Source organism: Arthrobacter sp. K410C, assembly GCF_059090105.1.
This window is the reverse complement of the sequence record NZ_JBNHFJ010000005.1, coordinates 187,482-210,479: the sequence shown is the minus strand read 5'-3', so window position 1 is coordinate 210,479 and position 22,998 is coordinate 187,482. Positions and strand designations below refer to the sequence as shown.

23 protein-coding genes and 3 tRNA genes are annotated in these 22,998 nt (G+C 65.4%); 19 read left to right on the top strand and 7 right to left on the bottom strand.

Translation table 11 applies throughout. The features are described from left to right. Nucleotides 1–75: 75 nt before the first annotated feature. The 3 genes from AC5RU7_RS10530 (at nucleotide 76) to AC5RU7_RS10520 (ending at nucleotide 3,189) form a co-directional block, all read left to right on the top strand. Entirely contained in the window at nucleotides 76–1,338 is a 1,263-nt protein-coding gene (locus tag AC5RU7_RS10530; protein ID WP_494052161.1) for a LolA family protein, read from the top strand. After that, a complete protein-coding gene (locus AC5RU7_RS10525; protein ID WP_494052160.1) occupies nucleotides 1,335–2,321 on the top strand; it encodes an ABC transporter ATP-binding protein in 987 nt (328 codons plus the stop codon). Before AC5RU7_RS10530 ends, AC5RU7_RS10525 begins: the two co-directional genes overlap by 4 nt. A gap of 70 nt (nucleotides 2,322–2,391) precedes the next feature. Continuing rightward, entirely contained in the window at nucleotides 2,392–3,189 is a 798-nt protein-coding gene (locus AC5RU7_RS10520; RefSeq protein WP_494052204.1) for an ABC transporter permease, read from the top strand. 22 nt (nucleotides 3,190–3,211) lie between these two features. Here AC5RU7_RS10520 and AC5RU7_RS10515 read toward each other — a convergent pair whose 3' ends face one another. From AC5RU7_RS10515 to AC5RU7_RS10505, 3 genes are read right to left on the bottom strand one after another with little or no spacing between them, the layout of a single operon-like run. Then, a complete protein-coding gene (locus AC5RU7_RS10515) occupies nucleotides 3,212–4,132 on the bottom strand; it encodes a cation diffusion facilitator family transporter (protein ID WP_494052159.1) in 921 nt (306 codons plus the stop codon). Nucleotides 4,133–4,142: 10 nt separating this feature from the next. Next, a complete protein-coding gene (locus AC5RU7_RS10510; protein ID WP_494010922.1) occupies nucleotides 4,143–4,571 on the bottom strand; it encodes a metallopeptidase family protein in 429 nt (142 codons plus the stop codon). A 9-nt stretch (nucleotides 4,572–4,580) separates the two neighbouring features. Next, on the bottom strand, nucleotides 4,581–5,573 hold the full coding sequence (locus AC5RU7_RS10505) for a DMT family transporter (RefSeq protein ID WP_494052158.1): 993 nt from the start codon (nucleotides 5,571–5,573) through the stop codon (nucleotides 4,581–4,583). Between the two features lie 126 nt (nucleotides 5,574–5,699). Between AC5RU7_RS10505 and AC5RU7_RS10500 the strand changes: the two genes are divergently transcribed. Next, the gene (locus AC5RU7_RS10500) at nucleotides 5,700–6,383 is read left to right on the top strand and encodes a DsbA family protein (protein ID WP_494052157.1); all 684 of its coding nucleotides are present in this window, start codon (nucleotides 5,700–5,702) and stop codon (nucleotides 6,381–6,383) included. Between the two features lie 42 nt (nucleotides 6,384–6,425). Here AC5RU7_RS10500 and AC5RU7_RS10495 read toward each other — a convergent pair whose 3' ends face one another. Further along, nucleotides 6,426–7,469 (bottom strand): PHP domain-containing protein, encoded by a 1,044-nt coding sequence (locus AC5RU7_RS10495; RefSeq protein ID WP_494052156.1) that lies wholly within the window; start codon nucleotides 7,467–7,469, stop codon nucleotides 6,426–6,428. 164 nt (nucleotides 7,470–7,633) lie between these two features. On the opposite strand from AC5RU7_RS10495, the gene AC5RU7_RS10490 reads away from it, so the two are divergent. The 10 genes from AC5RU7_RS10490 to AC5RU7_RS10445 all read left to right on the top strand — a co-directional run bounded on the left by AC5RU7_RS10490 (nucleotide 7,634) and on the right by AC5RU7_RS10445 (nucleotide 14,575). Further along, nucleotides 7,634–7,706: transfer RNA gene (locus AC5RU7_RS10490), tRNA-Glu, on the top strand. Between the two features lie 91 nt (nucleotides 7,707–7,797). After that, nucleotides 7,798–7,871: transfer RNA gene (locus AC5RU7_RS10485), tRNA-Asp, on the top strand. A 48-nt stretch (nucleotides 7,872–7,919) separates the two neighbouring features. Beyond that, a tRNA-Phe gene (locus tag AC5RU7_RS10480) sits at nucleotides 7,920–7,995 on the top strand. A 226-nt stretch (nucleotides 7,996–8,221) separates the two neighbouring features. Then, nucleotides 8,222–10,072 (top strand): BCCT family transporter, encoded by a 1,851-nt coding sequence (locus AC5RU7_RS10475; RefSeq protein WP_494052155.1) that lies wholly within the window; start codon nucleotides 8,222–8,224, stop codon nucleotides 10,070–10,072. 461 nt (nucleotides 10,073–10,533) lie between these two features. Continuing rightward, nucleotides 10,534–12,129, top strand: a complete 1,596-nt coding sequence (locus AC5RU7_RS10470; RefSeq protein ID WP_494052154.1) for a glycoside hydrolase family 68 protein — start codon at nucleotides 10,534–10,536, stop codon at nucleotides 12,127–12,129. Nucleotides 12,130–12,290: 161 nt separating this feature from the next. Continuing rightward, nucleotides 12,291–12,749: an Asp23/Gls24 family envelope stress response protein gene (locus AC5RU7_RS10465; RefSeq protein WP_494052153.1), complete on the top strand. Its 459-nt coding sequence runs from the start codon at nucleotides 12,291–12,293 to the stop codon at nucleotides 12,747–12,749. Further along, complete coding sequence (locus AC5RU7_RS10460) at nucleotides 12,746–12,937, top strand: hypothetical protein (RefSeq protein ID WP_494010915.1); 192 nt, start codon at nucleotides 12,746–12,748, stop codon at nucleotides 12,935–12,937. Before AC5RU7_RS10465 ends, AC5RU7_RS10460 begins: the two co-directional genes overlap by 4 nt. Then, nucleotides 12,934–13,314, top strand: coding sequence for a hypothetical protein (locus AC5RU7_RS10455; protein WP_494052152.1), 381 nt, complete (start codon nucleotides 12,934–12,936; stop codon nucleotides 13,312–13,314). The genes AC5RU7_RS10460 and AC5RU7_RS10455 overlap by 4 nt, the downstream gene beginning before the upstream one ends. Then, a complete protein-coding gene (locus AC5RU7_RS10450) occupies nucleotides 13,311–13,967 on the top strand; it encodes a DUF6286 domain-containing protein (RefSeq protein WP_494052151.1) in 657 nt (218 codons plus the stop codon). Before AC5RU7_RS10455 ends, AC5RU7_RS10450 begins: the two co-directional genes overlap by 4 nt. Further along, on the top strand, nucleotides 13,964–14,575 hold the full coding sequence (locus AC5RU7_RS10445) for a hypothetical protein (RefSeq protein ID WP_494052150.1): 612 nt from the start codon (nucleotides 13,964–13,966) through the stop codon (nucleotides 14,573–14,575). The genes AC5RU7_RS10450 and AC5RU7_RS10445 overlap by 4 nt, the downstream gene beginning before the upstream one ends. A 5-nt stretch (nucleotides 14,576–14,580) precedes the next feature. Here the strand turns inward: AC5RU7_RS10445 and AC5RU7_RS10440 are convergent, their stop codons facing one another. Beyond that, nucleotides 14,581–16,371 carry a glycoside hydrolase family 13 protein gene (locus AC5RU7_RS10440; RefSeq protein ID WP_494052149.1) on the bottom strand — a complete coding sequence of 597 codons (1,791 nt, stop codon included), beginning with the start codon at nucleotides 16,369–16,371 and terminating at the stop codon, nucleotides 14,581–14,583. A 140-nt stretch (nucleotides 16,372–16,511) separates the two neighbouring features. Between AC5RU7_RS10440 and AC5RU7_RS10435 the strand changes: the two genes are divergently transcribed. The 5 genes from AC5RU7_RS10435 to AC5RU7_RS10415 all read left to right on the top strand — a co-directional run bounded on the left by AC5RU7_RS10435 (nucleotide 16,512) and on the right by AC5RU7_RS10415 (nucleotide 21,181). Continuing rightward, nucleotides 16,512–17,801: an ABC transporter substrate-binding protein gene (locus tag AC5RU7_RS10435; RefSeq protein ID WP_494052148.1), complete on the top strand. Its 1,290-nt coding sequence runs from the start codon at nucleotides 16,512–16,514 to the stop codon at nucleotides 17,799–17,801. 7 nt (nucleotides 17,802–17,808) lie between these two features. Beyond that, nucleotides 17,809–18,846 carry a carbohydrate ABC transporter permease gene (locus tag AC5RU7_RS10430; RefSeq protein ID WP_494010909.1) on the top strand — a complete coding sequence of 346 codons (1,038 nt, stop codon included), beginning with the start codon at nucleotides 17,809–17,811 and terminating at the stop codon, nucleotides 18,844–18,846. Then, nucleotides 18,843–19,739 (top strand): carbohydrate ABC transporter permease, encoded by an 897-nt coding sequence (locus AC5RU7_RS10425; RefSeq protein WP_494010908.1) that lies wholly within the window; start codon nucleotides 18,843–18,845, stop codon nucleotides 19,737–19,739. The genes AC5RU7_RS10430 and AC5RU7_RS10425 overlap by 4 nt, the downstream gene beginning before the upstream one ends. Beyond that, nucleotides 19,736–19,984 (top strand): hypothetical protein, encoded by a 249-nt coding sequence (locus tag AC5RU7_RS10420; RefSeq protein ID WP_494010907.1) that lies wholly within the window; start codon nucleotides 19,736–19,738, stop codon nucleotides 19,982–19,984. Before AC5RU7_RS10425 ends, AC5RU7_RS10420 begins: the two co-directional genes overlap by 4 nt. 129 nt (nucleotides 19,985–20,113) lie before the next feature. Next, complete coding sequence (locus AC5RU7_RS10415) at nucleotides 20,114–21,181, top strand: LacI family DNA-binding transcriptional regulator (protein WP_494052147.1); 1,068 nt, start codon at nucleotides 20,114–20,116, stop codon at nucleotides 21,179–21,181. Nucleotides 21,182–21,224: 43 nt separating this feature from the next. On the opposite strand, the gene AC5RU7_RS10410 is transcribed toward AC5RU7_RS10415, so the two are convergent. Together AC5RU7_RS10410 and AC5RU7_RS10405 are read right to left on the bottom strand one after the other, a co-directional pair. After that, nucleotides 21,225–22,109 (bottom strand): DUF8083 family protein, encoded by an 885-nt coding sequence (locus AC5RU7_RS10410; protein WP_494010905.1) that lies wholly within the window; start codon nucleotides 22,107–22,109, stop codon nucleotides 21,225–21,227. Between the two features lie 34 nt (nucleotides 22,110–22,143). After that, a complete protein-coding gene (locus AC5RU7_RS10405) occupies nucleotides 22,144–22,950 on the bottom strand; it encodes an exodeoxyribonuclease III (protein ID WP_494052146.1) in 807 nt (268 codons plus the stop codon). Nucleotides 22,951–22,998 lie beyond the last annotated feature (48 nt).

Below are 22,998 nucleotides of genomic sequence, written 5' to 3'. Positions count from 1 at the left end.
CGTGGTACCAAAACGCCTTCCAGGAAGGGGCTTCCGGCCCGTGTCTACGCGCCTGCGCAGGCGTAATCTTGAGCTATGGGCTCAGACACAGCGGGCTCCGACACCACCGGCTCCGGCAGCTGGCTTCCACGGCGGAATCCGCCGGGTGCCAGGCGTGCCTGGCTGCGCTGGTTGCCTGCCATGACAGTACCTGCAGTGATCGCCGCCGGGGTACTCGCGGGAACTATCCCGGCCCGGGCTGGCGACCCTCTGCCCGAAAAGTCGCCGGCGGAAGTGCTGGCCCTGCTGGCTCAGCACAAGGTCTCCACCTTTTCCGCCACTGTTGAGCAATCGTCAGATTTGGGATTGCCGGAACTGCCCGCTGCCGGGCCCACATCCGGGCCCGCCTCTGCAGGCGGCGCAGCCTCCCTGTTCGAGCTGCTCTCCGGCGAGCACACCGCACGGGTATACATGGACGGCAAGACCAAGGTCCGGGTGCAGGTGGTGGACCGGCTGGCCGAACGGGACATAGTCCGCCGGGACAATGACCTCTGGTTCTATTCCTCCAAGGACAACTCCACGGCGCATCTGACCCTTCCGGCCGTCGCCAGCGACCTGCCGCTACACGTGCCGCCAAACGCCGGACATCAGGACCCGAACTTGCCTCCGGCCGAACCGGCCAACCCGGACGGCGTGCACACGCACACGCCCGCGGACATTGCCGGACATCTCCTGGCCAAGGTGGAGCCAAGCACGGCAGTGTCAGTGGGTGAGGACGTGGACGTGGCAGGGCGCACCGCCTACAACCTGGTGCTTGAACCGCGCACCGATGCCACGCTTGTGGGCAAGGTGGCCATTGCCGTTGATGGGGAAACCGGGCTGCCCCTGTCCGTCCAGGTGACCGCCCGGGGTGCCTCCACGCCGTCGTTCCGTGCCGGCTTCACCAGCCTGTCCCTGGATGTGCCGGACGACTCCCTCTTCACCTTCGTTCCCCCGCCCGGCAGCACCGTCAAGGAACTGCAGTTCCGTGACCCGGCCCGGTGGCCGCTCAGCTTCCGCGCCCCCGGCATGGTCATCACTCCCGAACATCTGGCGGCCCTCCGGCAGCATCAGGCCCGTCCCTCCGTCACGGGGAAGGGCTGGGAGACGGTTGTTGGCATCCCGGCCGCGGCGGCGGGCGGGACCCTTGCGGACTCCCTGCTGCGGGATCCTCTGCTGTCCCAGGCCGCAGTCGCCGTCCCGGGCGGACGGCTGCTGTCCACCACGCTCCTGAACGTGCTCGTCACCGATGACGGCCGCATCTTCGCCGGCATGGTGCCGGCGGACAGGCTGCAGGCCGCTGCCTCGGCGGCTCCGTGATCCCGCCGGGCGCAAGCGGCCCCGGGACATACAATCTTGCCATTGAGACGCAGGGCCTGACCAAGAACTTTGGCCGGCAGGTTGCCGTGGACGCCGTGGACCTCGCCGTGCCGCCAGGTTCCGTGTTCGGGTTCCTTGGTCCCAACGGATCCGGCAAAACCACTACTATCCGCATGCTGCTGGGACTTGCCGCGGCGTCAGCAGGAACGGTGACCCTGCTGGGAATGGAGATGCCGGGCAGGTTCCGGGACGTGCTGCCATGGGTGGGCGCGCTCGTGGAGGGACCCGCCTTCTACCCGTTCCTGTCCGGTGCAGCGAACCTTGCCCGCCTGGATGCCGCCGGCCGCAGCACCGTGCCCGCCACCCGGAAGGACCGGGTGGACCGTGCCCTTGAACGGGTGGGGCTCTCGCATGCCGCCGGCAAGAAGGTGCACGCCTACTCGCTGGGAATGAAGCAGCGGCTGGGCATCGCCAACGCCCTGCTCGCCCGCCGGGAACTGCTGGTGCTGGACGAGCCCACCAACGGACTGGACCCGCAGGGCACGCGCGAGGTGCGCAACCTGGTCCGTTCGCTGGCCCATGACGGGGCCACGGTCTTTGTCTCCAGCCACCTGCTCGCCGAGGTGGAGCAGATGTGCACGCACGCCGCCATCATGAGCGCCGGCCGCCTCGTGGCGCAGGGACCGCTCGCCGAACTGCGCCGGGCCGGCAGCGCACGGATCCGGCTGCTGACACCCGACGCCGGGCCGGCCAGGTTCGTGCTGGCCGGCCTGGGCCTGGCCGCGGAGGGCGGTGGAGCCCAGCCCGACGGCGAGGTCCTCCTCGCCAGCCTGTCCGCGGCAGCCGACGGCCGACTTCCCGAGGATATTGTGGGGCACCTGGTGGCGGGCGGCGTGCGGGTGCGGGGATTCGCCGTCGAACGCGAAAGCCTGGAAGACCGCTTTGTTGCCCTGACTGGAGAGGGGTTCGACGTTGCCCAGTAGCGTGCCGGCGGAAGTCCCCGGAACAGCCGCACCAGCGGCCCGGGAGGCGCGGGAGTCCGCATTCTCCCTGATGCTCTCGGAGCTGCGGGTCCTGTTCGGCCGCCGCCGAACGTGGGCGCTGCTGCTGGCGCTGGCAGCCATTCCCGTGCTGATCGCCATCGCGGTGCGGGTGTCGTCCGCCGTTCCGCCCGGCCGTGGCCCGGCCTTCTTGGACCGTATCAGCCAGAACGGCCTGTTTGTTGCCTTCACTGCCATGCTGGTCTCGGTGCCGCTGTTCCTGCCGCTCACGGTGGGGGTAGTGGCCGGGGACACCATCGCCGGCGAGGCAAACCTGGGCACCCTCCGGTACCTGCTGGTCGCGCCCGCCGGCCGGGTCCGGCTGCTGCTGGTCAAATACGCAGGGGCGCTCGCGTTCTGCATTGTCGCGCCGCTTGCTGTCGGCCTTGCCGGTGCCGCAATCGGTGCCGCCCTGTTTCCGGTGGGGCCCGTGACACTGCTGTCAGGCGACGTCATCCAGGCGCCCGAAGCCGCCGTCCGCATCCTCCTGATTGCCGCTTACCTGGCCGTCTCGCTGGCGGGGCTTTCCGCCGTCGGGCTCTTCCTGTCCACCCTCACGGTGGTTCCGGTGGGCGCAATGGCGGCCACCGTGGTGGTTTCGGTGGTGTCCCAGGTCCTGGACCAGCTGCCGCAGCTGGAATGGCTGCACCCGTGGCTGTTTAGCCATTACTGGTTCGGGTTCGGCGACATGCTGCGCCAGCCCCTGCTGTGGGACTCGTTCACCAGCAACGCCCTGCTGCAGGGCGGCTACATCGCGGTGTTCGGGGCGCTGGCCTACGGGCGGTTCGTCACCAGGGACATCCTGAGCTGACATCGGGACAGTGCCCGTGCGCCTATGCGTGCTGGTGCGCCTCATGCTCCGAGTGGCTGGCCGGTTCCAGCTGGAAGGTGCAGTGGTCCGTGTCGAAGTGGGAGCCCAGGCAGGTGATGAGCTTGTCCAGCAGCTGGTCTGCGCCACGCGCGTTCAGCACCCCGTCCTCCACCACCACGTGGGCTGAGAACACCGGCACGCCGGAGGTGATGGTCCAGATATGGATGTCATGCACGTCGGTGACGCCTGCCACGGACAGGATATGCTCACGGATCATCTGCACTTCCACGCCCTTGGGGCTGGCTTCCAGCAGGACATCCACCACGTCGCGCAGCAGGGTCCAGGCGCGCGGGAGGATCAGCGCGGCGATCACCACCGAGGCGATGGTGTCCGCGGCGTTGAAGCCGGTCAGCATGATCACCACGGCGGCCGCAATAACGGCGAATGAGCCCAGGAGGTCGCCGAGGACCTCCAGGTAGGCGCCGCGGACGTTGAGGCTTTCATGGTGGGCGCCGTGCAGGATCAACAGGGAGGCGACATTCGCCACCGCGCCAAGGATGGCGGCGAAGAGCATGATGTCTGTGGCCACTTCCGGCGCGGAGCCGATCCGGCGGATGGCCTCGGTGAAGATCACCACGGAGATCACGATCAGGATGAGGGCGTTGGCCAGGGCTGCCAGCACTTCTGCCCGCTGGTATCCGTACGTGCGCTGGTCGCTGGCGGGCCTTCCGGCGATCCACGCTGCGAGGAGGGCGAGCGTCACCCCGGCTGCGTCGGAGAGCATGTGCCCGGCGTCAGCCAGCAGGGAGAGCGACCCGGACAGGATGGCACCCACCACCTGGACCAGGACAACGGCAAGCGTAATCACCAGCACGGCCACGAGCCGCTTCCGGTGCTGGCCGGTAGCGGTGATGCCGTGGGTGTGGCTGTGGTGGTGTCCCATGCCTACAAGGCTAGCCCCAGCCCAGCTCGTGCAGCCGGTCATCGGAGATGCCGAAGTGGTGCGCGATCTCATGAACCACGGTTACCGCCACCTCGTGGATCACGTCCTCCCGCGACGAGCAGATTTCCAGGATGGGTTCCCGGAAGATGGTGATCCGGTCCGGCAGGGACCCTGCATCCCACCAGGAGTCGCGTTCGGTCAGCGGGACGCCCTCGTAGATTCCCAGCAGCACGGTGTCAGGATCTTCCCCCGGTCCGGGCACGTAATCGTCTTCGATGAAGACGGCCACGTTGTCCATGGCACGGGCAAGCTTCTCCGGGATGCTGTCCAGGGCATCGGACACTGCGGCCTCGAATTCATCCGCGGACATCCGGAAGCCCAGCGGCTCATGCGGACCGTCGGGAATGATTGGAAGGCCGGGCGGAAGGCTGGGAGGCATACTCCGACTTTAGCGCCGACCAGGCTCCGTGGACTCCGTCCCTGAACGGCTCCGGCGGCGGGTCAGCCCTACGCCCAGCAGGCAGATGACGCCGCCCGCCAGACCCCAGGCCGTGGGGATCTCGCCGAGCAGGAGCCAGGAAATGAGCACGGTGGCTCCGGGAACCAGGTAGGTGGTGGCCGCCAGCTTGCCGGCGTCCACGAGCGAGAGGGCGTAGGCCCACGTTGTGAAGGCGATGGCAGTGGGGAAGATGCCCAGGTACACCAGTCCGGCCGTGGCTCCGGGCGGCGCGGCCTGCACCTCGGACGCCAGTTGCCCGGCAAAAGGCAGGCAGCACACCGCCCCCACCAGGATTCCGAACCAGGTGGCCTGCGCCGCGGGGATTTTCCGCAGCACCGGCTTCTGGATGATCACGCTGACCGCCGCGAGCACGGCGGAAAGGAGGCACAGCGCAACCCCCGCCAGGTCCGCCGTCGCGCTTTCCCCTGTGCCGGTCGCGGGTCCGGCTGCCTGGCCGGACCCCAGCGCGATCAGCGCCACCCCCGCAAAAGCCACCGTGCTGCCGATCAGCAGCCACCGCGGAAAGCCCTCCTTGAGGAAGAGGCCGGCCATGATGGCCACCAGGATAGGGCTGACGTTGATGAGCAGGGCGCTCGTGCCTGCATCAAGGACATGCTCGGCGGCGTTGAGCGCCACGTTATAGCCGCCGAACCACATAACCCCGTAGGCCAGGATGGGCCACCACTCGTGCCCCCGCGGCAGCTTCCGGCTCTTCAGCAGTTGCGGCAGCACCAGGAAGGACAGTACGACGGCGGCAACCGCCAGCCTGCCAAGCGTCAGGGATCCGGGGGAGAAGTGCGGCCCGATGGCCCGGATGCCCACGAAGGCCGAGGCCCAGAACACCACCGTGACCGCCATCGCTGCCACGCCCAGGGCCTTGGCCGGGGAGGCTGCCGGAAGGGACTCGGAATTGTGTTTGCGGGCGGGGACGGTTGAGGGCATGGAGCCAATGTATCGGGACCGGACAGCCCGGGGCTGGCGGAAATCGGCCATGTCTAGGCAACTTCCTGCCAATCTTGCAGAGCCCTTGAGCGGGCGCGGCCGCCGCCCTCGGCTAGGATGCGGATTATGGTCTCAAGCCCTGCTCCGCCCCGCGATAAGGCACGCCTCGTCAGGACAATCATTTGGATCGTGCTGGCCGTCATCGTGATTGGCGGGGCCGTCTGGTTCGCGCTTTCGGTAGCTGGGAAGCAGCAGCAGGCGGCGCCCCCTGTGGCGGGCGCGGAACAACTGGTCCGGGCGGACAGCCACCGGCTCACCACCCCGGCGGTTGAGAAGGCCCAGCTGGTGGAGTTCCTCGACTTCGAGTGCCCGTCCTGCGGTTCCATCCATCCCGTGGTGGAGGAGCTCAAGGCGGAGTTCGGGGACCGGATCACGTTCGTGCACCGGCACTTCCCGCTGTCGATGCACCCGAACTCGGGCCAGGCCGCCCTCGCTGCCGAGGCCGCCGGGCAGCAGGGCCAGTACCAGCAGATGGCCAACAGGCTTTTCGAGACCCAGCCCCAGTGGGCCGGCAGCCAGCAGTCCCAGGCACCGCTGTTCCGCACCTACGCGGAGGCGCTGGGGCTGGACCTGGCCCTGTATGACGCCGCCGTCGCCGACCAGCAAACGGAGGAGCGGATCCTGGCGGATATCGCCGACGGAGAGGCACTGGGAGTCAGCGGCACCCCAACCTTCTTCCTGAACGGCGAAAAGCTGGTTCTCTCCACCAAAGCGGACTTCCGGCAGAAACTCGCTGACGCCGTCGAATAGCGGCGCACTGGATTGTTGCGCTGCCGCTCCAGGGGCCCGCGGCTACTTCGTCGCGGCCCACTCCAGCAGCCGTTCCACCGGCCAGGTGGTGATGATGCGGTCCTGCGGGACGTCGTTCCGCGCAGCGCGCTCGGCGCCGTACTGAAGGAAATCGAGCTGGCCGGGCGCATGCGCGTCGCTGTCGATTGAGAACAGGCAACCGGCCTCCAAGGCGAGCTGGATCAGTGGATCAGGCGGATCCTGCCGCTCTGGCCGGGAGTTGATTTCCACTGCCACATTGTTCTCGGCGCAGGCGGCAAACACTTCCTTGGCATCGAACTCCGACGGCGGGCGGGTACCCCGCGAGCCCTCCACCAGCCGGCCGGTGCAGTGGCCAAGCACGTTCGTATGCCGGGCCTGGATGCCGCCGAGCATCCGCCGGGTCATGGTTTTCCGGTCTGCGCGCAGCTTTGAGTGGACGCTGGAAACCACGATGTCCAGGCGGTCCAGCAGCTCCGGGTCCTGGTCCAGCTCGCCGGATTCCAGGATGTCCACCTCGATCCCCGTCAGCAGCCGCACCTTGCCCTCCGGCTGCCCGTTGGGCGTGGATTGCCCGTCGGCGTTGATCGCAGCCACCACATCGAGTTGCCTGATGAGCCGCTCCGCTGACAACCCGTTGGCAATGGTGAGGTTGGGCGAATGGTCGGTCAGCGCCAGGTACTCCCGCCCGAGCACCCCGGCGGCCGCCACCATCAGCTCTATGGGGGAGCCGCCGTCGGACCAGTCGCTGTGGCTGTGCAGGTCCCCCCGGAGGGCGCTGCGAAGTTCGCCGCCGCCGGCGGCCAGCGGCTGGGCGCCCTTTTCCCGCAGGTCGGCCAAATAGTCGGGGACACCGCCCGCCACCGCCTGCTGTATGACCTGGTAGGTCCGGTCGCCGATGCCCTTCATGGATTTCAGCCGGCCGGTCCTGGTCCGCTCGGCCACTTCTGCAGCCGGCAGCGGGCTGATGGCCGCGGCTGCTTTCCGGAAGGCCTGGACCTTGAAGGTGGCAGCGCGTCCGCGCTCCAGCCAGAAGGCAATTTCATTGAGCGCTGCAACGGCATCCATCAGTCCATCTTCACCTGTTCGCCCTGTTCAGGCACGGGGTTTTTGGCCGATTTTGGATTATCAGGAACTAGGCCCTATAGTTTTAGAGTCCAGTTCGGAGAACGCAAAGGACAAAGACGGAAAGCCTCGCTTTACGCCTTTTATTTTGCTCCGAACCGGTTCTGGCCCCCATCGTCTAGCGGCCTAGGACACCGCCCTTTCACGGCGGCGGCACGGGTTCGAATCCCGTTGGGGGTACGCAAGGAACTGGTCAAGCAGACTAAAAAAGTCTGGTAGGCTGGAAGCCTTGAAAAAAGCGGTAGAGATACTGCAAAAGCAAGAAAAGCAAGGCCCTGTAGCGCAGTTGGTTAGCGCGCCGCCCTGTCACGGCGGAGGTCGCGGGTTCAAGTCCCGTCAGGGTCGCTCTGATTGTTGGAAGCAATTCCGGCTCTCATGGTGACTAGTCACCTAGGCTCTGTAGCTCAGTTGGTAGAGCGTTCGACTGAAAATCGAAAGGTCACCGGATCGACGCCGGTCGGAGCCACCACTGGGAAGCATCAGTTCTTCGGAGCTGGTGCTTTTCTCATTTTCCGGGCCTACAGTTGTAAGGCCCGCACCAGGCACGTCTCGATCCCGGCATCAAAACCCCCGGGGCCAGCGCTTCTCCGGCCCTGAGCCTCTTTTGATGCCGTAATGCACCGCCGCGGACACGCGGCGCCAGCACAAGAGAACACTAGTCTGAGCGCCATACAGCGCATAAGGAGAAACAGGGAATGTCCGCCTCACCTGGCACCAGGACCATCAGCCAACCACCCGGGGAAACACCGCCGGCCGTGAAGGAGGAGGCGGGGCATCAACCCCGTGCCGGCGGCTCGAAACTGGCGCGGTGGGTCTTCTGGCCGGCAGCCGCCGTCATCGTCATATTTGTCCTGTTTGCCACGATCTTTCCGGCGGCCGCCACCGATCTCTTCGCATCCGTCCAGGGCAACGTCATCAGATGGTTTGGCTGGTACTACGTGGCAGCCGTTGCTCTTTTCGTTGTGTTTTCCCTGTGGATCGGCCTCAGCCGCTACGGCGATATCAAGCTGGGCCACGATGACGACGAGCCAGAGTTCTCCGTGATGTCCTGGTTCGCGCTGCTCTTCGCGGCGGGCATGGGCATTGGCCTTGTCTTCTTCGGTGTGGCGGAGCCCCTGAATCATTTTGCCGCTCCCAGGCCCGGTGTTGAAGGCTCCCCGCTGGAGCTCGCCCAGCAGGCCATGACGCAAACCTACCTTCACTGGGGCCTTCATGCCTGGGCCATCTACGTTGTGGTGGGCGTATCCATCGCCTACGCAGTACACCGCAGGAACCGCCCCATCTCCATCCGGTGGACGCTTGAGACGCTCCTGGGCCGCAGGCGCGTTGCCGGCGCGTGGGGCAACCTGATCGACATCGTGGCCCTGGTGGGGACGCTGTTCGGCGTCGCCACGTCGCTCGGCCTGGGCGTCCTGCAGATCTCGGCAGGCCTTGAAGAGGCAAACATCCTCCAGGCCACAACCATGACGCAGATCGGGTTGATCCTCTGCATCATTACCCTGACCATCATTTCGGTCGTGTCGGGCGTAGGCAGGGGCATGAAATGGCTCTCCAACACCAACCTGGTCCTGGCTGGGCTGCTGATGCTGGTTGTGCTGTTTACCGGCCCCACACTTTTCCTGATGCGTGAGTTCGTGCAGTCAATCGGGCACTACTTCCAGAACGTCGTGGGCCTAACTTTCAATACTTTGGCTTTCTCCGGCGCAGAGGGTGAGGCTTGGCAGGCCGCCTGGACCACCTTTTACTGGGGCTGGTGGATTTCGTGGGCGCCGTTCGTGGGTATCTTCATCGCCCGCATTTCCAAAGGCCGCACCGTCCGGCAGTTCGTCGCAGGCGTCCTCCTGGTACCCACCGCCCTGGGCTTCCTGTGGTTCTCCGTCCTTGGCGGTGCCGCCATCCACCGGGAGCTGTTCGGTGCCGGAGGCCTTATCGGCGACGACGGCAGCGTGGACACCGAGGGTGCGCTGTTCAACCTGCTGGGAAGCCTTCCCGGCGGGGTTGTCCTCACCTTAGGCGCAATTCTCCTGATCGCCATTTTCTTCATTACATCGGCGGATTCCGGCGCCCTTGTGATGGGCATGATCTCAACCGGCGGAGACGTGGAACCGAAGAACTGGCTGCGCGTCTTCTGGGCGCTGTCGGCCGCTGCCGTTGCCATTACCCTGCTCCTGGCCAATGGCCTGCAGGCGATCCAAACCGCGGCCATCCTCACCGCCGTGCCCTTCAGCGTGGTGATCATCCTGATGAGCATTTCCACGGCCAAGGCCTTCCACCGGGAACATCAGACCCTGATGCGCGCACAACGCAAGTTGGCCCGGGACCAGATGACCGCCCACGTCACCGAGCAGGTCCAGGATTCCATGCACGATTCCGTGCAGGAGCATTACCAGGAGCACGTTGCTGAACAGATTCAGGAATCCGTGCAGGAGCATTACCAGGAGCACCTGGCGGACCAGGTCAGCGAGGCCGTCCAGGCGCAGTTGACCGAGCGTTTGGCTACCGGCGAGGTTCCGCAAGTAAAGGCACCGGGAACTCCCAAGACATAGCCCCGGCTTCCTGGCCTGGCCGGTTCCGCAACTGTGTCCGGCCAGGCTCCCTTGTGCGGGTTCGCACGAGTCGCAATGTGGCTGCGCTCACGAATATTCGGCCAGTGCAGGACCACCTCGAATTAAATTGCCGGTCATATGTAACATTTGACGGCTTGCAAGGGATATGCCACGCGCGCGCAGTGGAAAATGTAAGCGCTTGCACAACGGGGCGGAACTCGGTTTTCGACGCCGCGAAACACGGTTTGAAATGCCGTGAAAGGCCTGCCTAGCGTGGAGACCGGCCCGGATATCCCCGGTATCACCACGGGCCGTATCTGGGACACCACCCACGTCCCGCCCCTCGACACGACGGCGTCCTCGATGACGCCTGCAAAGTTGTCGAGGCTCGCCGGAGTGCGGGGGACCAGGGCATCCGCCCGTCTTCCACGAACAGTTTCAACTCCGCGAGAAGAGCAAAAATGCACAAGCACCCCCAAGCACCCCGGATGCTGCGGTGGCGGTCCGCCGCCGCAGCACTGGCAACAGCCGTGGCTGCCTCGACCTTCCTTGCCGTCCCGTCGGCGCAGGCCAACGAGCCTGCCGATCCGCCGGCCGCCGAGCAGATGCCGGCACCCACCCCGGGGTTCCCTCTCCCCACGGAACACACCCAGCAGGCCTACGATCCGGCGTCGGACTTCACCTCCAAGTGGACCCGCGCGGACGCCAAGCAGATCATGGCGCAGAGCGATTCCACCGTGGCTCCGGGTGAGAACTCCATGAGCCCGGATGTCACCATGCCGGAGATCCCCGAGGATTTCCCCACCATGAATGACGACGTCTGGGTCTGGGACACCTGGTCCCTCACGGACGAGCACTCGAACCAGATCAGCTACAAGGGCTGGGACGTCATCTTCTCCCTCGTGGCTGATCGCCACGCCGGGTACGGCTTCGACCAGCGCCACTGGAACGCCCGGATCGGCTATTTCTTCCGCAAGACCAACGCCGACCCGGCCAAGGACAAGTGGAACTACGGCGGCCACGTCTTCGCTGACGGCGCCTCGATCGGCAATACCGAGTGGTCCGGCTCCACCCGCCTGATGCAGGGCAACCACGTCAACGTGTTCTATACGGCAACAACGTTCTACGACGTGGCTGAGCGGAACGCGGGCCGCGGCGGGATCGCCCCGGACGCGGCAATCGCCAAGGCCCTGGGCAAGATCCACGCAGACGAGAACGGCGTCACTTTCGACGGGTTCCAGCACACCAAGCTGCTTGAACCGGACGGCAAGATGTACCAGACCAAGGAACAGAACCCCGGCTTCGCCTTCCGCGATCCGTACACCTTCGCGGACCCGGCACACCCCGGCAAGACCTTCATGGTCTTCGAAGGCAACACCGGCGGCACCCGTGGGGAATACCGCTGCAAGCAGGAAGACCTCGGCTACCAGCCAGGAGACCCCAACGCCGAAAACCTGAATGAAGTCAACAGCACCGGCGCCTACTACCAGACCGCCAACGTGGGCTTGGCCGTGGCGGACAACAAGGACTTGACCAAGTGGTCCTTCCTGCCGCCAATCCTGTCCGCAAACTGCGTCAATGACCAGACTGAGCGCCCCCAGATCTTCATCCAGAACGAGAACGGCAAGAACAAGTACTACCTGTTCACCATCAGCCACCAGTTCACCTACGCGGCAGGCATGCGCGGCCCTGACGGTGTCTACGGCTTCGTGGGCGACGGTGTCCGTTCCGACTACCAGCCGATGAACAACAGCGGCCTGGCCCTGGGTTCACCGACTGACCTGAACCTCCCGTCCGAGTCCCCGGAGGCGCCCACCCCCAACCAGAACGGCCGCCAGTTCCAGGCTTACTCGCACTACGTGCAGCCCGGTGGCCTGGTGCAGTCGTTCATCGACAACGTCAACGGCGTCCGCGGCGGATCCCTGTCGCCGACGGTGAAGATCAACTTCAAGAACGGTATCTCCCAGGTTGACCGCAGCTTCGGCCAGAACGGTCTTGGCCCCTTCGGTTACCTGCCCACCAACGTCAAGGTGGGCGGCCAGGGCCACTACAAGTAGGCCGCGGCACAAACCCAAACGCCGCTGCTTCAGCGGCACCGCCCAGGCGGGGATGCTCTTGGGGGCATCCCCGCCTGGGTCCTTTAACTACTGTCCCCCAGTTAACAGCGCAGCACCGCAGGCTAGGGATAGGGTTGGATCAACAGAAGGGGGAGTGCCTGATGGAATACCAGAACCCACAACCCGAGCCGGGCATCCGCAGCGGCGCCGCGCCGGTTCCTGTCCCGGCGCCCGGGCTGGGACGGACCGTGATTTCGGAAACCGCCGTGGCCAAGGTGGCAGGGATCGCCGCCCGCGCTGTTCCCGGCGTCTACTCCCTGGGCACGGTCCCGTCCCGCGCCCTGGGGGCCATCCGGGACGCCGTAGGCAGCTCCGACCATGCGGCCGGGGTCCGTGCCGAGGTGGGAGAAACCCAGGTAGCAGTGGATATCAGCCTCGTGGCCAGTTACGGCACGCCGCTGCATGCCCTCGCCAACCAGGTGCGCGCCGCCGTCTACCGGGCGGTGGAGGAACTGGTGGGGCTCCAGGTCATCGAGGTGAACGTCGAGGTCACCGATGTCTACGTACCGCCTCCCGTTAAGCCGGCCACCGGAACCCCTGAAAGGGAGGCACTGCTGTGAGCCTGACACTGGCCGGTGCCGCCATGGGCGCCTTCGTGGCCTTCATGTCCCTCCAGTTCGGGCTATGGGGGTTCCTGGTATCCCTGCTCTTCATGGCCATCGGGGCACTCCTGGGCCGCGCCGCCGAGGGGAAGCTGGACCTCCGCGGCGTCCTCGATGCCATCATCGGCCGGCGCTCATCATCATGAGCACGCCCGCCTCGGCGACGCGGGCACAGGTGCTCAGTGGCCACAACCGCATCAGCACGCAGGCGCTGACGAGCCTTGCTAAGGCGGCGGCTGCAGCGGCGTTTGACGTTGACGCCCAGGACGTCCGGGCAGACTGGACGGACGACGACGGCCAGTTGGCTTTATCTCTTGTCACGCCCATCAGCATCCCGCCTCTAAAGACAGTCGTCCTGGATCCGGCGCGGGTGGAGAGGTTCGGCGGTTCCATCTGGGACCGGACGGTCCAGGCCAAGTCCCGCATCCTGGAGACCGTTACGGAGCTCAGCGGTGCCAGGTTGAGCAGGGTGGACATCCGCATCAGCGGCGCAAAGATCAGTGAAGGAGGCCGGGTCCGGTGAGCAGCAGGGTGGACGCCGCGGCCGGGCGGTCCCGGGGTGAGGAGGGCCGCCGCGACGAGGGGCGGGGCCTGGACATGCGCCGCGTGGCCTACCGCGAAACGCACTCCACGCGCGCCGCGGTGGCCATCGTCGCTGCCGTGCTGGTCATTGTGCTGGCGGCCTACGGACTCCTGGAAGCAGCGGTGCACGCTATCGGCCAGCCTGCCTGGCTTATCGAGCCGCAAGTGGCTGCGCAACGCATTGTGGAGCTTCCCGCCGGGATTTCGCCGCTGCTGCTCGGCGCCGTCGGCGCGGTCCTTGCGATGGCCGGCCTTATCTTCCTGCTTAACGGGATACTCCCGGGGCGGCGGGCGCGGCACCTCCTCTCGGGTGCCGGACAGGCTTCCGGAGGCTCGGTCGTCGTGGTTGACGATGAAGTCATCGCCTCATCGCTTGCCCGCCGTGCCCGGCTGGCGGCAAACGTGGCGCCGGAGCAGGTGATGGTGGTTGTTTCGCGGCGCCAGGTCCTGGTGAATGTCAGGCCCACGTCCGGCGTGCCGGTGGACGATGGGACAGTCCTCACCGCCGTCCAGGACGAGCTGGACCAGATGGGGCTGGAGCCGTCGCCCGAAGTCCGGGTCCATGTAACGCCGACGGGAGTGATTGGGGCATGAACAGCACGCCAAGCCTCCTCAACCGGATCCTCCTCACTGTCCTGGGGCTGGTGCTCCTTGCCGTCGGCGTCCTGCTGATGCTGCTGGCAACTGTCCCGCCCGTGGCCGCCTGGTGGCAGTCCTGGTCCCCGGGGATCTGGGCCGGGATCAACCAGGTCTTCAACGCCACCAGGTTCCCGGGGCGCACCGAAAGCTGGCTCTGGATTGTGGTGGCCCTGGTCCTGCTGCTGCTGATCGGGCTGATGGTGGCCTGGATCGCCCAGCAGGGCAAGGGCCGGTCCAACCTGTTGGCCGCCGAATATGATTCGGGCGATGTTCCCGGTGACGTCCGCATCGGCGGGGGAGTGGCGGAACAGGCCCTCAAGCATGCGCTGGCAGGGCGGCCGGACCTTGCCGGTTCCACGGTAGCAACCTATGACGTCAAGGGCTCACCCGCGTTGAAAGTCCGGCTGCTGCCGCGCCAGGGCGTGGCGCCGCACCTGCTGGCAGCCGAGGTCACCGGCCTGCTCGCCGCGCTCGAAACGGTTGTTGGCAAGGAAACACCGGTCCTCGTCCATATCGGGGCGGGGGCACGGACGCGCTTCGGCCGTGCCGAGCGCGTCCGCTGATCACCCTACTCCCGCTCCAGGTAGACAGCGCAGTCGACCGGAACCTCCCGCACAGCAGCCAGCTCTTCGGCGGGAACAGGTCCGCTGGCCAGCGCCACCCGGTATCCCGCCGGGATGGGAGCGGATGCAAATCCCATGTTTGCGAGGACCAGGACATCCCCGTTGCGGAACGCCAGCAGCCCGGCGTCCGGAGCGTGGATATCATCCCACTCCAGCGTGCCCAGGCCCAGCCTGCGCCCGGAGCGGAAGGCAAGGGCAGCCTTGTAGAACTCCAGGGTGGAGCCCTCCTCTCCCTCCTGCTGGTCAGCCGCGAGGGGGCCGAAACTGTCCGGCTGCGGAAGCCATGGCCGTGCCGGGCTGTGCGCGGACGAGAAGCCGTAACCGGGCAGGTCGGCGGCCCAGGGCAGCGGCACCCGGCAGCCGTCCCGGCCAATCTCAGCACCGTTCGTCCGGAAAAATGTGGGGTCCTGCCTGGCGCCGGCCGGAAGCGTGGTGTGTTCCGGCAGCCCCAGTTCCTCGCCCTGGTACAGGTAGGCGGAACCGGGCAGCGCCAGGGAAACCAGCGTTGCGGCCCGGGCGCGGGCCAGTCCCAGGGCGGAGTCCGGCTGCTCATCATCCGCGGCCAGGCCTTTGGGAAAAGTAGTGGGGTCGGAAAGCCCGAACCGGGTGGGGTGCCGGACGGTGTCATGGTTGCTCAGCACCCAGGTGCACGGCGCCCCCACTGAGGCGGCGGCCGCCAGGGACGCCTCGATTGCGGCCGCCATGCGCTCGGCATCCCAGCCCGCCAGAAGGAAATCGAAATTGAAAGCCTGCTGCATCTCATCCGGCCGCACGTAGCGGGCCAGCCGTTCCGCCGGTTCCACCCATGCTTCGGCCACCATCATCCGGTCGCTGCCGTACTCCGCCAGCACCCGGTGCCAGTCACGGTAGATGTCGTGCACGCCCTCCTGGTCGAAGAAGGGCGACGGCGGGTAGACCGGGGAGACGGCACGGTGCGGTTCCTCGACGTCGGTATGTGCCCCCGGTGCATCACCAGGCGGCAGCGTCAGGCTGTGCGTTCCTTCCACCATGGCCGCCGCGCCGTCCCAGTCGGGAAGGCCCTTTTCCTTGACCATGCCGTGCGCAACGTCCACCCTGAAACCATCCACGCCGCGGTCCAGCCAGAACCGGAGGACGGAACGCATCTCCTCGTGGACCTCGGGGTTCTCCCAGTTGAGGTCGGGCTGCCTGGTGTCGAACAGGTGGAGATACCATTCGCCGGGCGAACCGTCCGGCCCGGCCACGCGGCTCCAGGCCGGCCCGCCGAAGATCGACTTCCAGTTGTTGGGTGCGCGGTTGCCGTCACTGGACCCCGGCACGCTGTCCTTGCCGGGGCGGAAGATATAGCGGTCCCGCTCGGGGGAGCCGGGCGCCGCCTTAAGGGCCTCCTGGAACCATGCGTGCTCATCGGACGTGTGGTTGGGAACCAGGTCCACGATGACCTTCAGGCCCCGGCTGTGGGCATCCTGCAACATTGCATCGAAGTCGTCGAGGGACCCGAACAACGGGTCCACCTGCCGGTAGTCCGCCACGTCGTACCCGCCGTCGGCCTGCGGCGACTTATAGAAGGGGGACAGCCAGATGGCGTCCACTCCCAGCTTCTCAAGATACGGCAGGTGTTCCATCACACCGCGCAGGTCACCCATGCCGTCCCCGTTTCCATCTGCGAAGGAACGCGGGTAGATCTGGTAGACGACGGCGTCTGCCCACCATTCCGGCCGGGTGTGACCGAAGGCGGGAACGGCCAGGTTGGACATTTGGTTCCCCTCAGATAACTTTTTGATGTAAACGCTTGCATTGCACGCAGCAACCTTACTAGTGTGACAGTCACCACATCAACCTCACCTAGCAAGCGCACTGCCGACTTACTTGTCACTCAGCGAGGAGCTTCAAGCCAATGAAAACCCCTAGATTCCTTCTTCCGGCCGCCACTGCCGGTGTCCTGGCTCTGACCCTGTCCGCGTGTGCGGGCGGGGGCGGCGGAACCACGGGTGGCGGCGGCGGCGGCGACGCCGAAGCCAACCTCGAGGGCCGCGGTCCCATCACCTACGTCCAGGGCAAGGACAACAGCAATGTGGTCCGCCCGCTCCTCGAGAAGTGGAATGCTGCGCATCCGGATGAACAGGTGACGTTCAAGGAGCAGACAGACCAGGCAGACCAGCAGCACGACGACCTGGTCCAGAACTTCCAGGCGAAGAACGAAAACTATGACGTCGTCAGCGTCGATGTTGTCTGGACTGCAGAATTCGCCGCCCGTGGCTGGCTCCAGCCGTTGGAAGGTGACATGGCCATCGAAACGGACGGCATGCTTGAACCCACCATCGAAGCAGGCTCCTACCAGGACAAGCTCTACACCGCCCCCGTATCCTCTGACGGTGGCATCCTGTACTACCGCAAGGACCTTGTTCCGGAAGCTCCCAAGACCTGGGACGAAATGATGGGGATGTGCTCCATCGCCAAGGAAAACAACATCGGCTGCTACGCGGGCCAGTTCAAACAGTACGAAGGCCTCACGGTCAACGCTTCCGAAGCAATCAACTCCGCCGGCGGTTCCGTCCTGGATGACGACGGCAAGCCGAGCCTGACCACGGACGATGCCGAGAAAGGGCTGAACAACCTGGTGGAGGCTTTTGAAAACGGCAACATCCCCGCCGAAGCCATCACGTACCAGGAAGAGGAGAGCCGCCGTGCGTTCCAGGAAGGCAAACTGCTGTTCCTCCGCAACTGGCCTTACGTCTACAACCTGGCCACTACCGAAGGTTCCTCGCAGGTGAAGGACGTGCTGGGTATGGCTGCACTTCCGGGTGAGGATGGCCCCGGCGCTTCTTCGCTTGGCGGACACAATGCCGCCATCAGCGTCTACTCAAAGAACAAGGCCACGGCCCGTGACTTCGTGAAGTTCCTGGTCGAGGAAGAGCAGCAGAAGTTCTTCGCCACCCAGGGTTCGCTCGCTCCGGTCCTTGCCGATCTTTATGAAGACCAGGAACTTGTTGCCAAGCTGCCGTACCTGCCAGTCCTGAAGACCTCCATCGAGAACGCGGTACCGCGTCCGGTCACCCCGTTCTACCCGGCCGTCACCCAGGCTATCCAGGAGAATGCCTACGCCGCCCTGAAGGGTGAAAAGTCCGCTAAGGACGCGCTGTCCGACATGCAGAAGTCCATCGAGTCCGCCGGCGCAGGATCGTAGCTCAATCATGGCAACCGAACTAGGCCCGACGCCGGCAACCAAGCCGGCGTCGGGCGGCGCCCCGGTCCATCATGGACCCAAGGGCGTCGGAGAAGACAACCAGATTTTGAGCCAGGGCAAGTGGGCCACGTGGCTGCTTGCCCCTACCATCATCGCGTTGGCCATTGTGATCGTTTATCCGATCATCAGCGCTATCGTGATGTCTTTCCAGAAGGATGCAGGCCTGGACCCGGCCACCGGTTTGTTCACCGCAGGTGGCCCTGCGGGCATCCAGAACTATGTGAACTGGCTGGGCCAGCAATGTGCCGCTCCCGGCGGCGGCACTGTAGCCTGCCCCCCCGGCACCTTGGGTGGCCAGTTCTGGACCGCTACCGGGACCACGTTCCTTTTCACGGTCATCACCGTCACCTTTGAAACAATCCTTGGTTTCTGGATGGCGATGATCATGGCCAGGACCTTCAAGGGCCGTAGCCTGGTCCGCGCGGCCGTGCTGGTGCCGTGGGCCATCCCCACCGCCGTAACCGCCCAGCTGTGGCTGTTCATGTTCGACTTCAACGGCATCGTCAACAAGCTGTTCAACGCCTCCATCCTCTGGACGGGCAGTGAATGGCCGGCCAAATGGGCAGTCATCATTGCTGACACCTGGAAGACCACACCGTTCATGGCGCTGTTGATTCTGGCGGGTCTCCAGATGATTCCGGCGGATGTTTACGAGGCCGCAAAGGTGGACGGCGCCAGTGCCTGGCAACGGTTCAAGCTGATTACGCTTCCCTTGGTGAAGCCAGCCCTGATGGTGGCCATCCTGTTCCGCACCCTTGACGCGCTGCGTATGTTCGACCTTCCCTACATCCTCACGCAGGGTGCCAACAACACCACCACGCTGTCCATCCTGGTGATCAACCAGATCAGGCAAGGCTTCAACTCGGCAGCCGCATTGTCCACCATCACGTTCCTGATCATCTTCCTGGTGGCGTTTATCTTCGTCCGCTTCCTTGGAGCCAACGTCGTGGAGCAAAGCGGAGCAACCGGTAAGGGGAAGAAATGACAACCTCAACCGCCTCCACTGATCTGCGGACGCAGCAGGACAGAGGCCGCAAGATTGCGCAGAACCGGGAGAAGTGGGCAAGTGCCCGGACGTACATCAGTGCTGCAGTCATCCTGATCTGGTGCCTTGCACCGGCTTACTGGATGGTGGTGACGGCCTTCCGCGAAGTGGGTTTCACCTACGACACCACGCCTTGGCCAACACATGTAACACTGGACAACTTCACCACCGCGTTCGATACCTCGTTCGGCAACAGATTCGGCCAGGCGCTGCTTAACAGCGTTTTCATCGGCGTCATGGTGACTGCGATCTCGCTGCTCATTGGTGTCTTTGCCGCATATGCGCTGGCCCGGTTGAACTTCCGGTTCAAGTTCCTGGTGCTGGGCTTCATCCTGGGCGCTTCCATGTTCCCGGGCGTTGCACTCATCACCCCGCTGTTCCAGCTGTTCACCAACATTGGCTGGATGGGTACTTACCAGGCGCTGATCATCCCTAACATCTCCTTCGTCCTGCCGCTGACCGTCTATACGCTGACTTCCTTCTTCCGTGAAATGCCGTGGGAGCTTGAGGAATCGGCGCGCGTCGATGGCTGCACCCAGGGCCAGGCGTTCCGTAAGGTGATCATGCCGCTGGCCGCGCCAGCAATCTTCACGACGGCGATCCTGGCGTTCATTTCCTCCTGGAACGAGTTCCTGATCGCCAGCCAGCTGTCCAACGAGGCTACGCAACCGGTGACGGTTGCCATCGCCAGCTTTGCCGGGGCACAGCCCAACCAGATTCCATACACGGCCATCATGGCTGCGGGCACCATCGTCACCATTCCGCTGGTGATCCTGGTGCTTGTGTTCCAGCGCAAGATTGTGGCCGGCCTGACGGCGGGTGCAGTCAAGTGACAGGCGATGCTTCCCGCTCCCGCTCCACGGGGGCGGGAAGCGACCGCAGGCGCGTCCGGTCCGGCGAGGACTTTGACATCATCATCGGGTTCCTTGGTTTTTGGGCCCTGGTGCTGCTGGTGGTCACCGTCTGGATGGAAGTGACTGCGCAGCCCGCACTCGGCTGGGCCTTGGGGCTGCTGGCCACGCTCCTGGCGCTGTACGGCATGGTCCGTTTGCGCCGGAAGCTCCCCGAACGCAGGTAGCCGGCGGAAGGCCATTTCCGTCACGGTTTTAACGCTGCATGGCCGGAGAGTGCGAAGATACGAAGGCTCGGGGGGCCAGCGCAGGGCGAGCGGCAGCTTCAAGCTGCATGGAGTTATTGAGGGGACACGGTGGCACGCACAACAGAAAGATCCCAAAGGGGCGGCCACTCAGGAGTCAGCATCGAGGACGTTGCGGCAGCCGCCGGTGTCTCGACTGCCACAGTGTCCCGGGCCGTCCGTGGCCTGCCCCGCGTGTCGCCGGCCACCCGCGAACGGATCCTTGAAGTAGCGGGGAACCTGGGCTACGTGGCCTCTTCTTCCGCGTCCGGGCTGGCTACCGGCCGCACCAAGACCATTGGCGTGCTGGCCCCGTTCGTCAGCCGCTGGTTCTTTTCGAAAGCCATTGAGGGGGCGGACCGGGAGCTCCACGCCCGGCAATACAACCTCTCCCTGTTCAACCTCGGCGGCCACGGCAGCAACCGGGAGCGGCTGTTCAGTAAAACCATGGTCTACAAGCAGATTGACGCCCTGCTGGTCCTCTGTATGGCGCTGACCCATGAAGAGCTGGACCACCTGCAGAAAATCGACATTCCGCTGGTGGTGGTGGGCGGACACGTCGAGGAGTGCGCCTACATCGGCATTGACGACTACGCCGCCGCCTCCACAGCCGTGCGGCACCTGATCGATCTGGGCCACCGCGATATCGCACTGCTCCACGGCGACGACGAGACGGACCTGAACTTCGACGTTCCCAGGGTCCGGATCCTCGCCTTCAAGGATGTTATGACGTCCGCCGGATTGCCCACCCGCCCGGAGTGGGACGAATGGGGCGACTTCACGGTCCGCAGCGGGCAGGAGGCCTTCCGCCGGCTGTGGGCACGTCCCGGTGCCAAACCCACAGCCATCTTCTGCGCCTCCGACGAGATGGCTATGGGCGTCATCTTCGAGGCCCAACGCATCGGCGTCCGCGTGCCGGAGGAACTGTCAGTCGTGGGGATCGACAACCACGATTTTGCCGACGCCATGGGGCTGACCACCGTGGGGCAGCGGCCTGACGAACAGGCTGAGCTGGCCACCAAGATGCTCCTTGACGAACTGGACGGCGAGGTGGGGTCGGTGCAGTCCGCCGTCGCACCGCATGAACTCATCGTCCGGCGGACCACCGCGCCGCCCCCGGCCAAGCGTTCCGCCGCATGATTCCGGCGTCCTGACAAGGGCCCATTCCGGGACGTGACGAAGGTCAGGATGCGCGTGCCAACTGCCGGATGGGGATCCAGCGGGAGGCCAGGCGCCGGTAGGCTGCCGCAGCTCCGGTCATGTCGCCCTCCGCGAGGCATTCGATGCCCAGCCGGATGTCCATGGGGGAATCGTCCGGATACACCTTGTCCGCCACGGCACCGTAGTCCAGCTCCACCATCGATTCCACATGGAACTGCTCCAGCCACTCGGTGAGCTGGGCCAGGTCGTCCAGCATGTCCAGGTCCGGGGCCGCCAGGGCAAGGTTGGCAACCGCGTAACGGGCACGTTCCAGGGCGTCGGTGATCGATGCCCACACCCGGACCGTGAGGATGCGGCCGGCTGCCTCCACCACGTCCTTGTGGTCCGACTCCATGAACAGCGAAAACCAGCTGAACGGGATCCCCCAGGTTGACGCCCGGGTATGCACCCGGATGGAACCGTCGCGGGCCTTGACCTGGTCGATCCGTTCCTGGTGCTTGTCCCGCTGTTCCTCGGGGATCAGCAGTTCCGCAAGCGGGCCGTGGATTCCCTCCATCAGGGCGTTGGCCGCCAGGCCTGCACGGAGGACCAGCTGGCTGGGACAGTACAGCAGCACCGGCTCGGCGTCAGCGCCGTCGTCGGCCGCTCCGCCCTGGGGAGCCGGGGCCGTGGTGACCCGCACCAGGTCGGTGCGTCCGGTGGGAAACGGGTCCCCGCCTGAACGGGTGATGCGCCCGAGCGAGGCGAGCAGTTCGGCGTTTTCGACGGCGGCACGCGAGGCTGTGCGTGCACCAGCCGCCTGGATCGCGGCGCGCTGCTCTTCCGGGAACGCGTCCAGCGGTTCGTAGACCCGCAGCGTGGAGGAAAAAGGCAGGCCTGCCTGGCCCCGGTAGAGGTTTCCCGTCATCGCGGTCTCCTTATCTGGGTCCAGGTGGCCGTCATCAGTCCGCCAGTTCCACCAGCACGGGGGCGTGGTCCGAGGCGCCCTTGCCCTTGCGTTCCTCGCGGTCAATGGAGGCACCGATAACCCGGCTGGCCAGCGCGGGGGAGGCGAGGACGAAGTCGATGCGCATGCCTTCCCGCTTGGGGAAGCGCAGCTGGGTGTAGTCCCAGTAGGTGTATACGCCGGGGCCGGGAGTGTAGGGGCGCACAACATCGGTGAAGCCGGCGGATTCGAAGGCGTGGAAAGCCGCACGCTCCGGTGGGCTGACATGGGTGTAGCGGTTGTTCACGAACAGGTCGATGTCCCACACGTCCTCATCGAACGGTGCGATGTTCCAGTCGCCCATCAAAGCCACCTGGGCCTGCGGGTTCTCGGCGACCAGCCCCTGCGCGTGCGTCTTGAGGCTCTCCAGCCATTTGAGTTTGTAGGGCATGTGCTCGTCATCCAGCGACCGGCCGTTGGGAACGTACAGGCTCCAGATCCGGATGCCGGCGCAGGTGGCGGCCATGGCCCGGGCCTCCTGCACGGGGTCCTTTCCGGCCTTGCCGAACGAGGGCTGGTCAAGGAAGGTGCGTTCGACGTCCTCCAGGCCCACCCGGGATGCGATGGCCACGCCGTTCCACTGGTTCACACCGAAGTGGGCCACCTCGTAGCCCATCCGCTCAAACAGTTCCCAGGGGAAGTTATCGTCCTTGCACTTGGTTTCCTGGATGGCCAGGACGTCGCAGTCGCTGCGCTGAAGCCAGGCTTCGACGCGGTCAGCGCGGGCACGGAGCGAATTTACATTCCAGGTAGCTATCTTCACAGTTCCTAACTTACCGTGGCTGCACTGCAGCAGGTAAAGCAGGGCGGG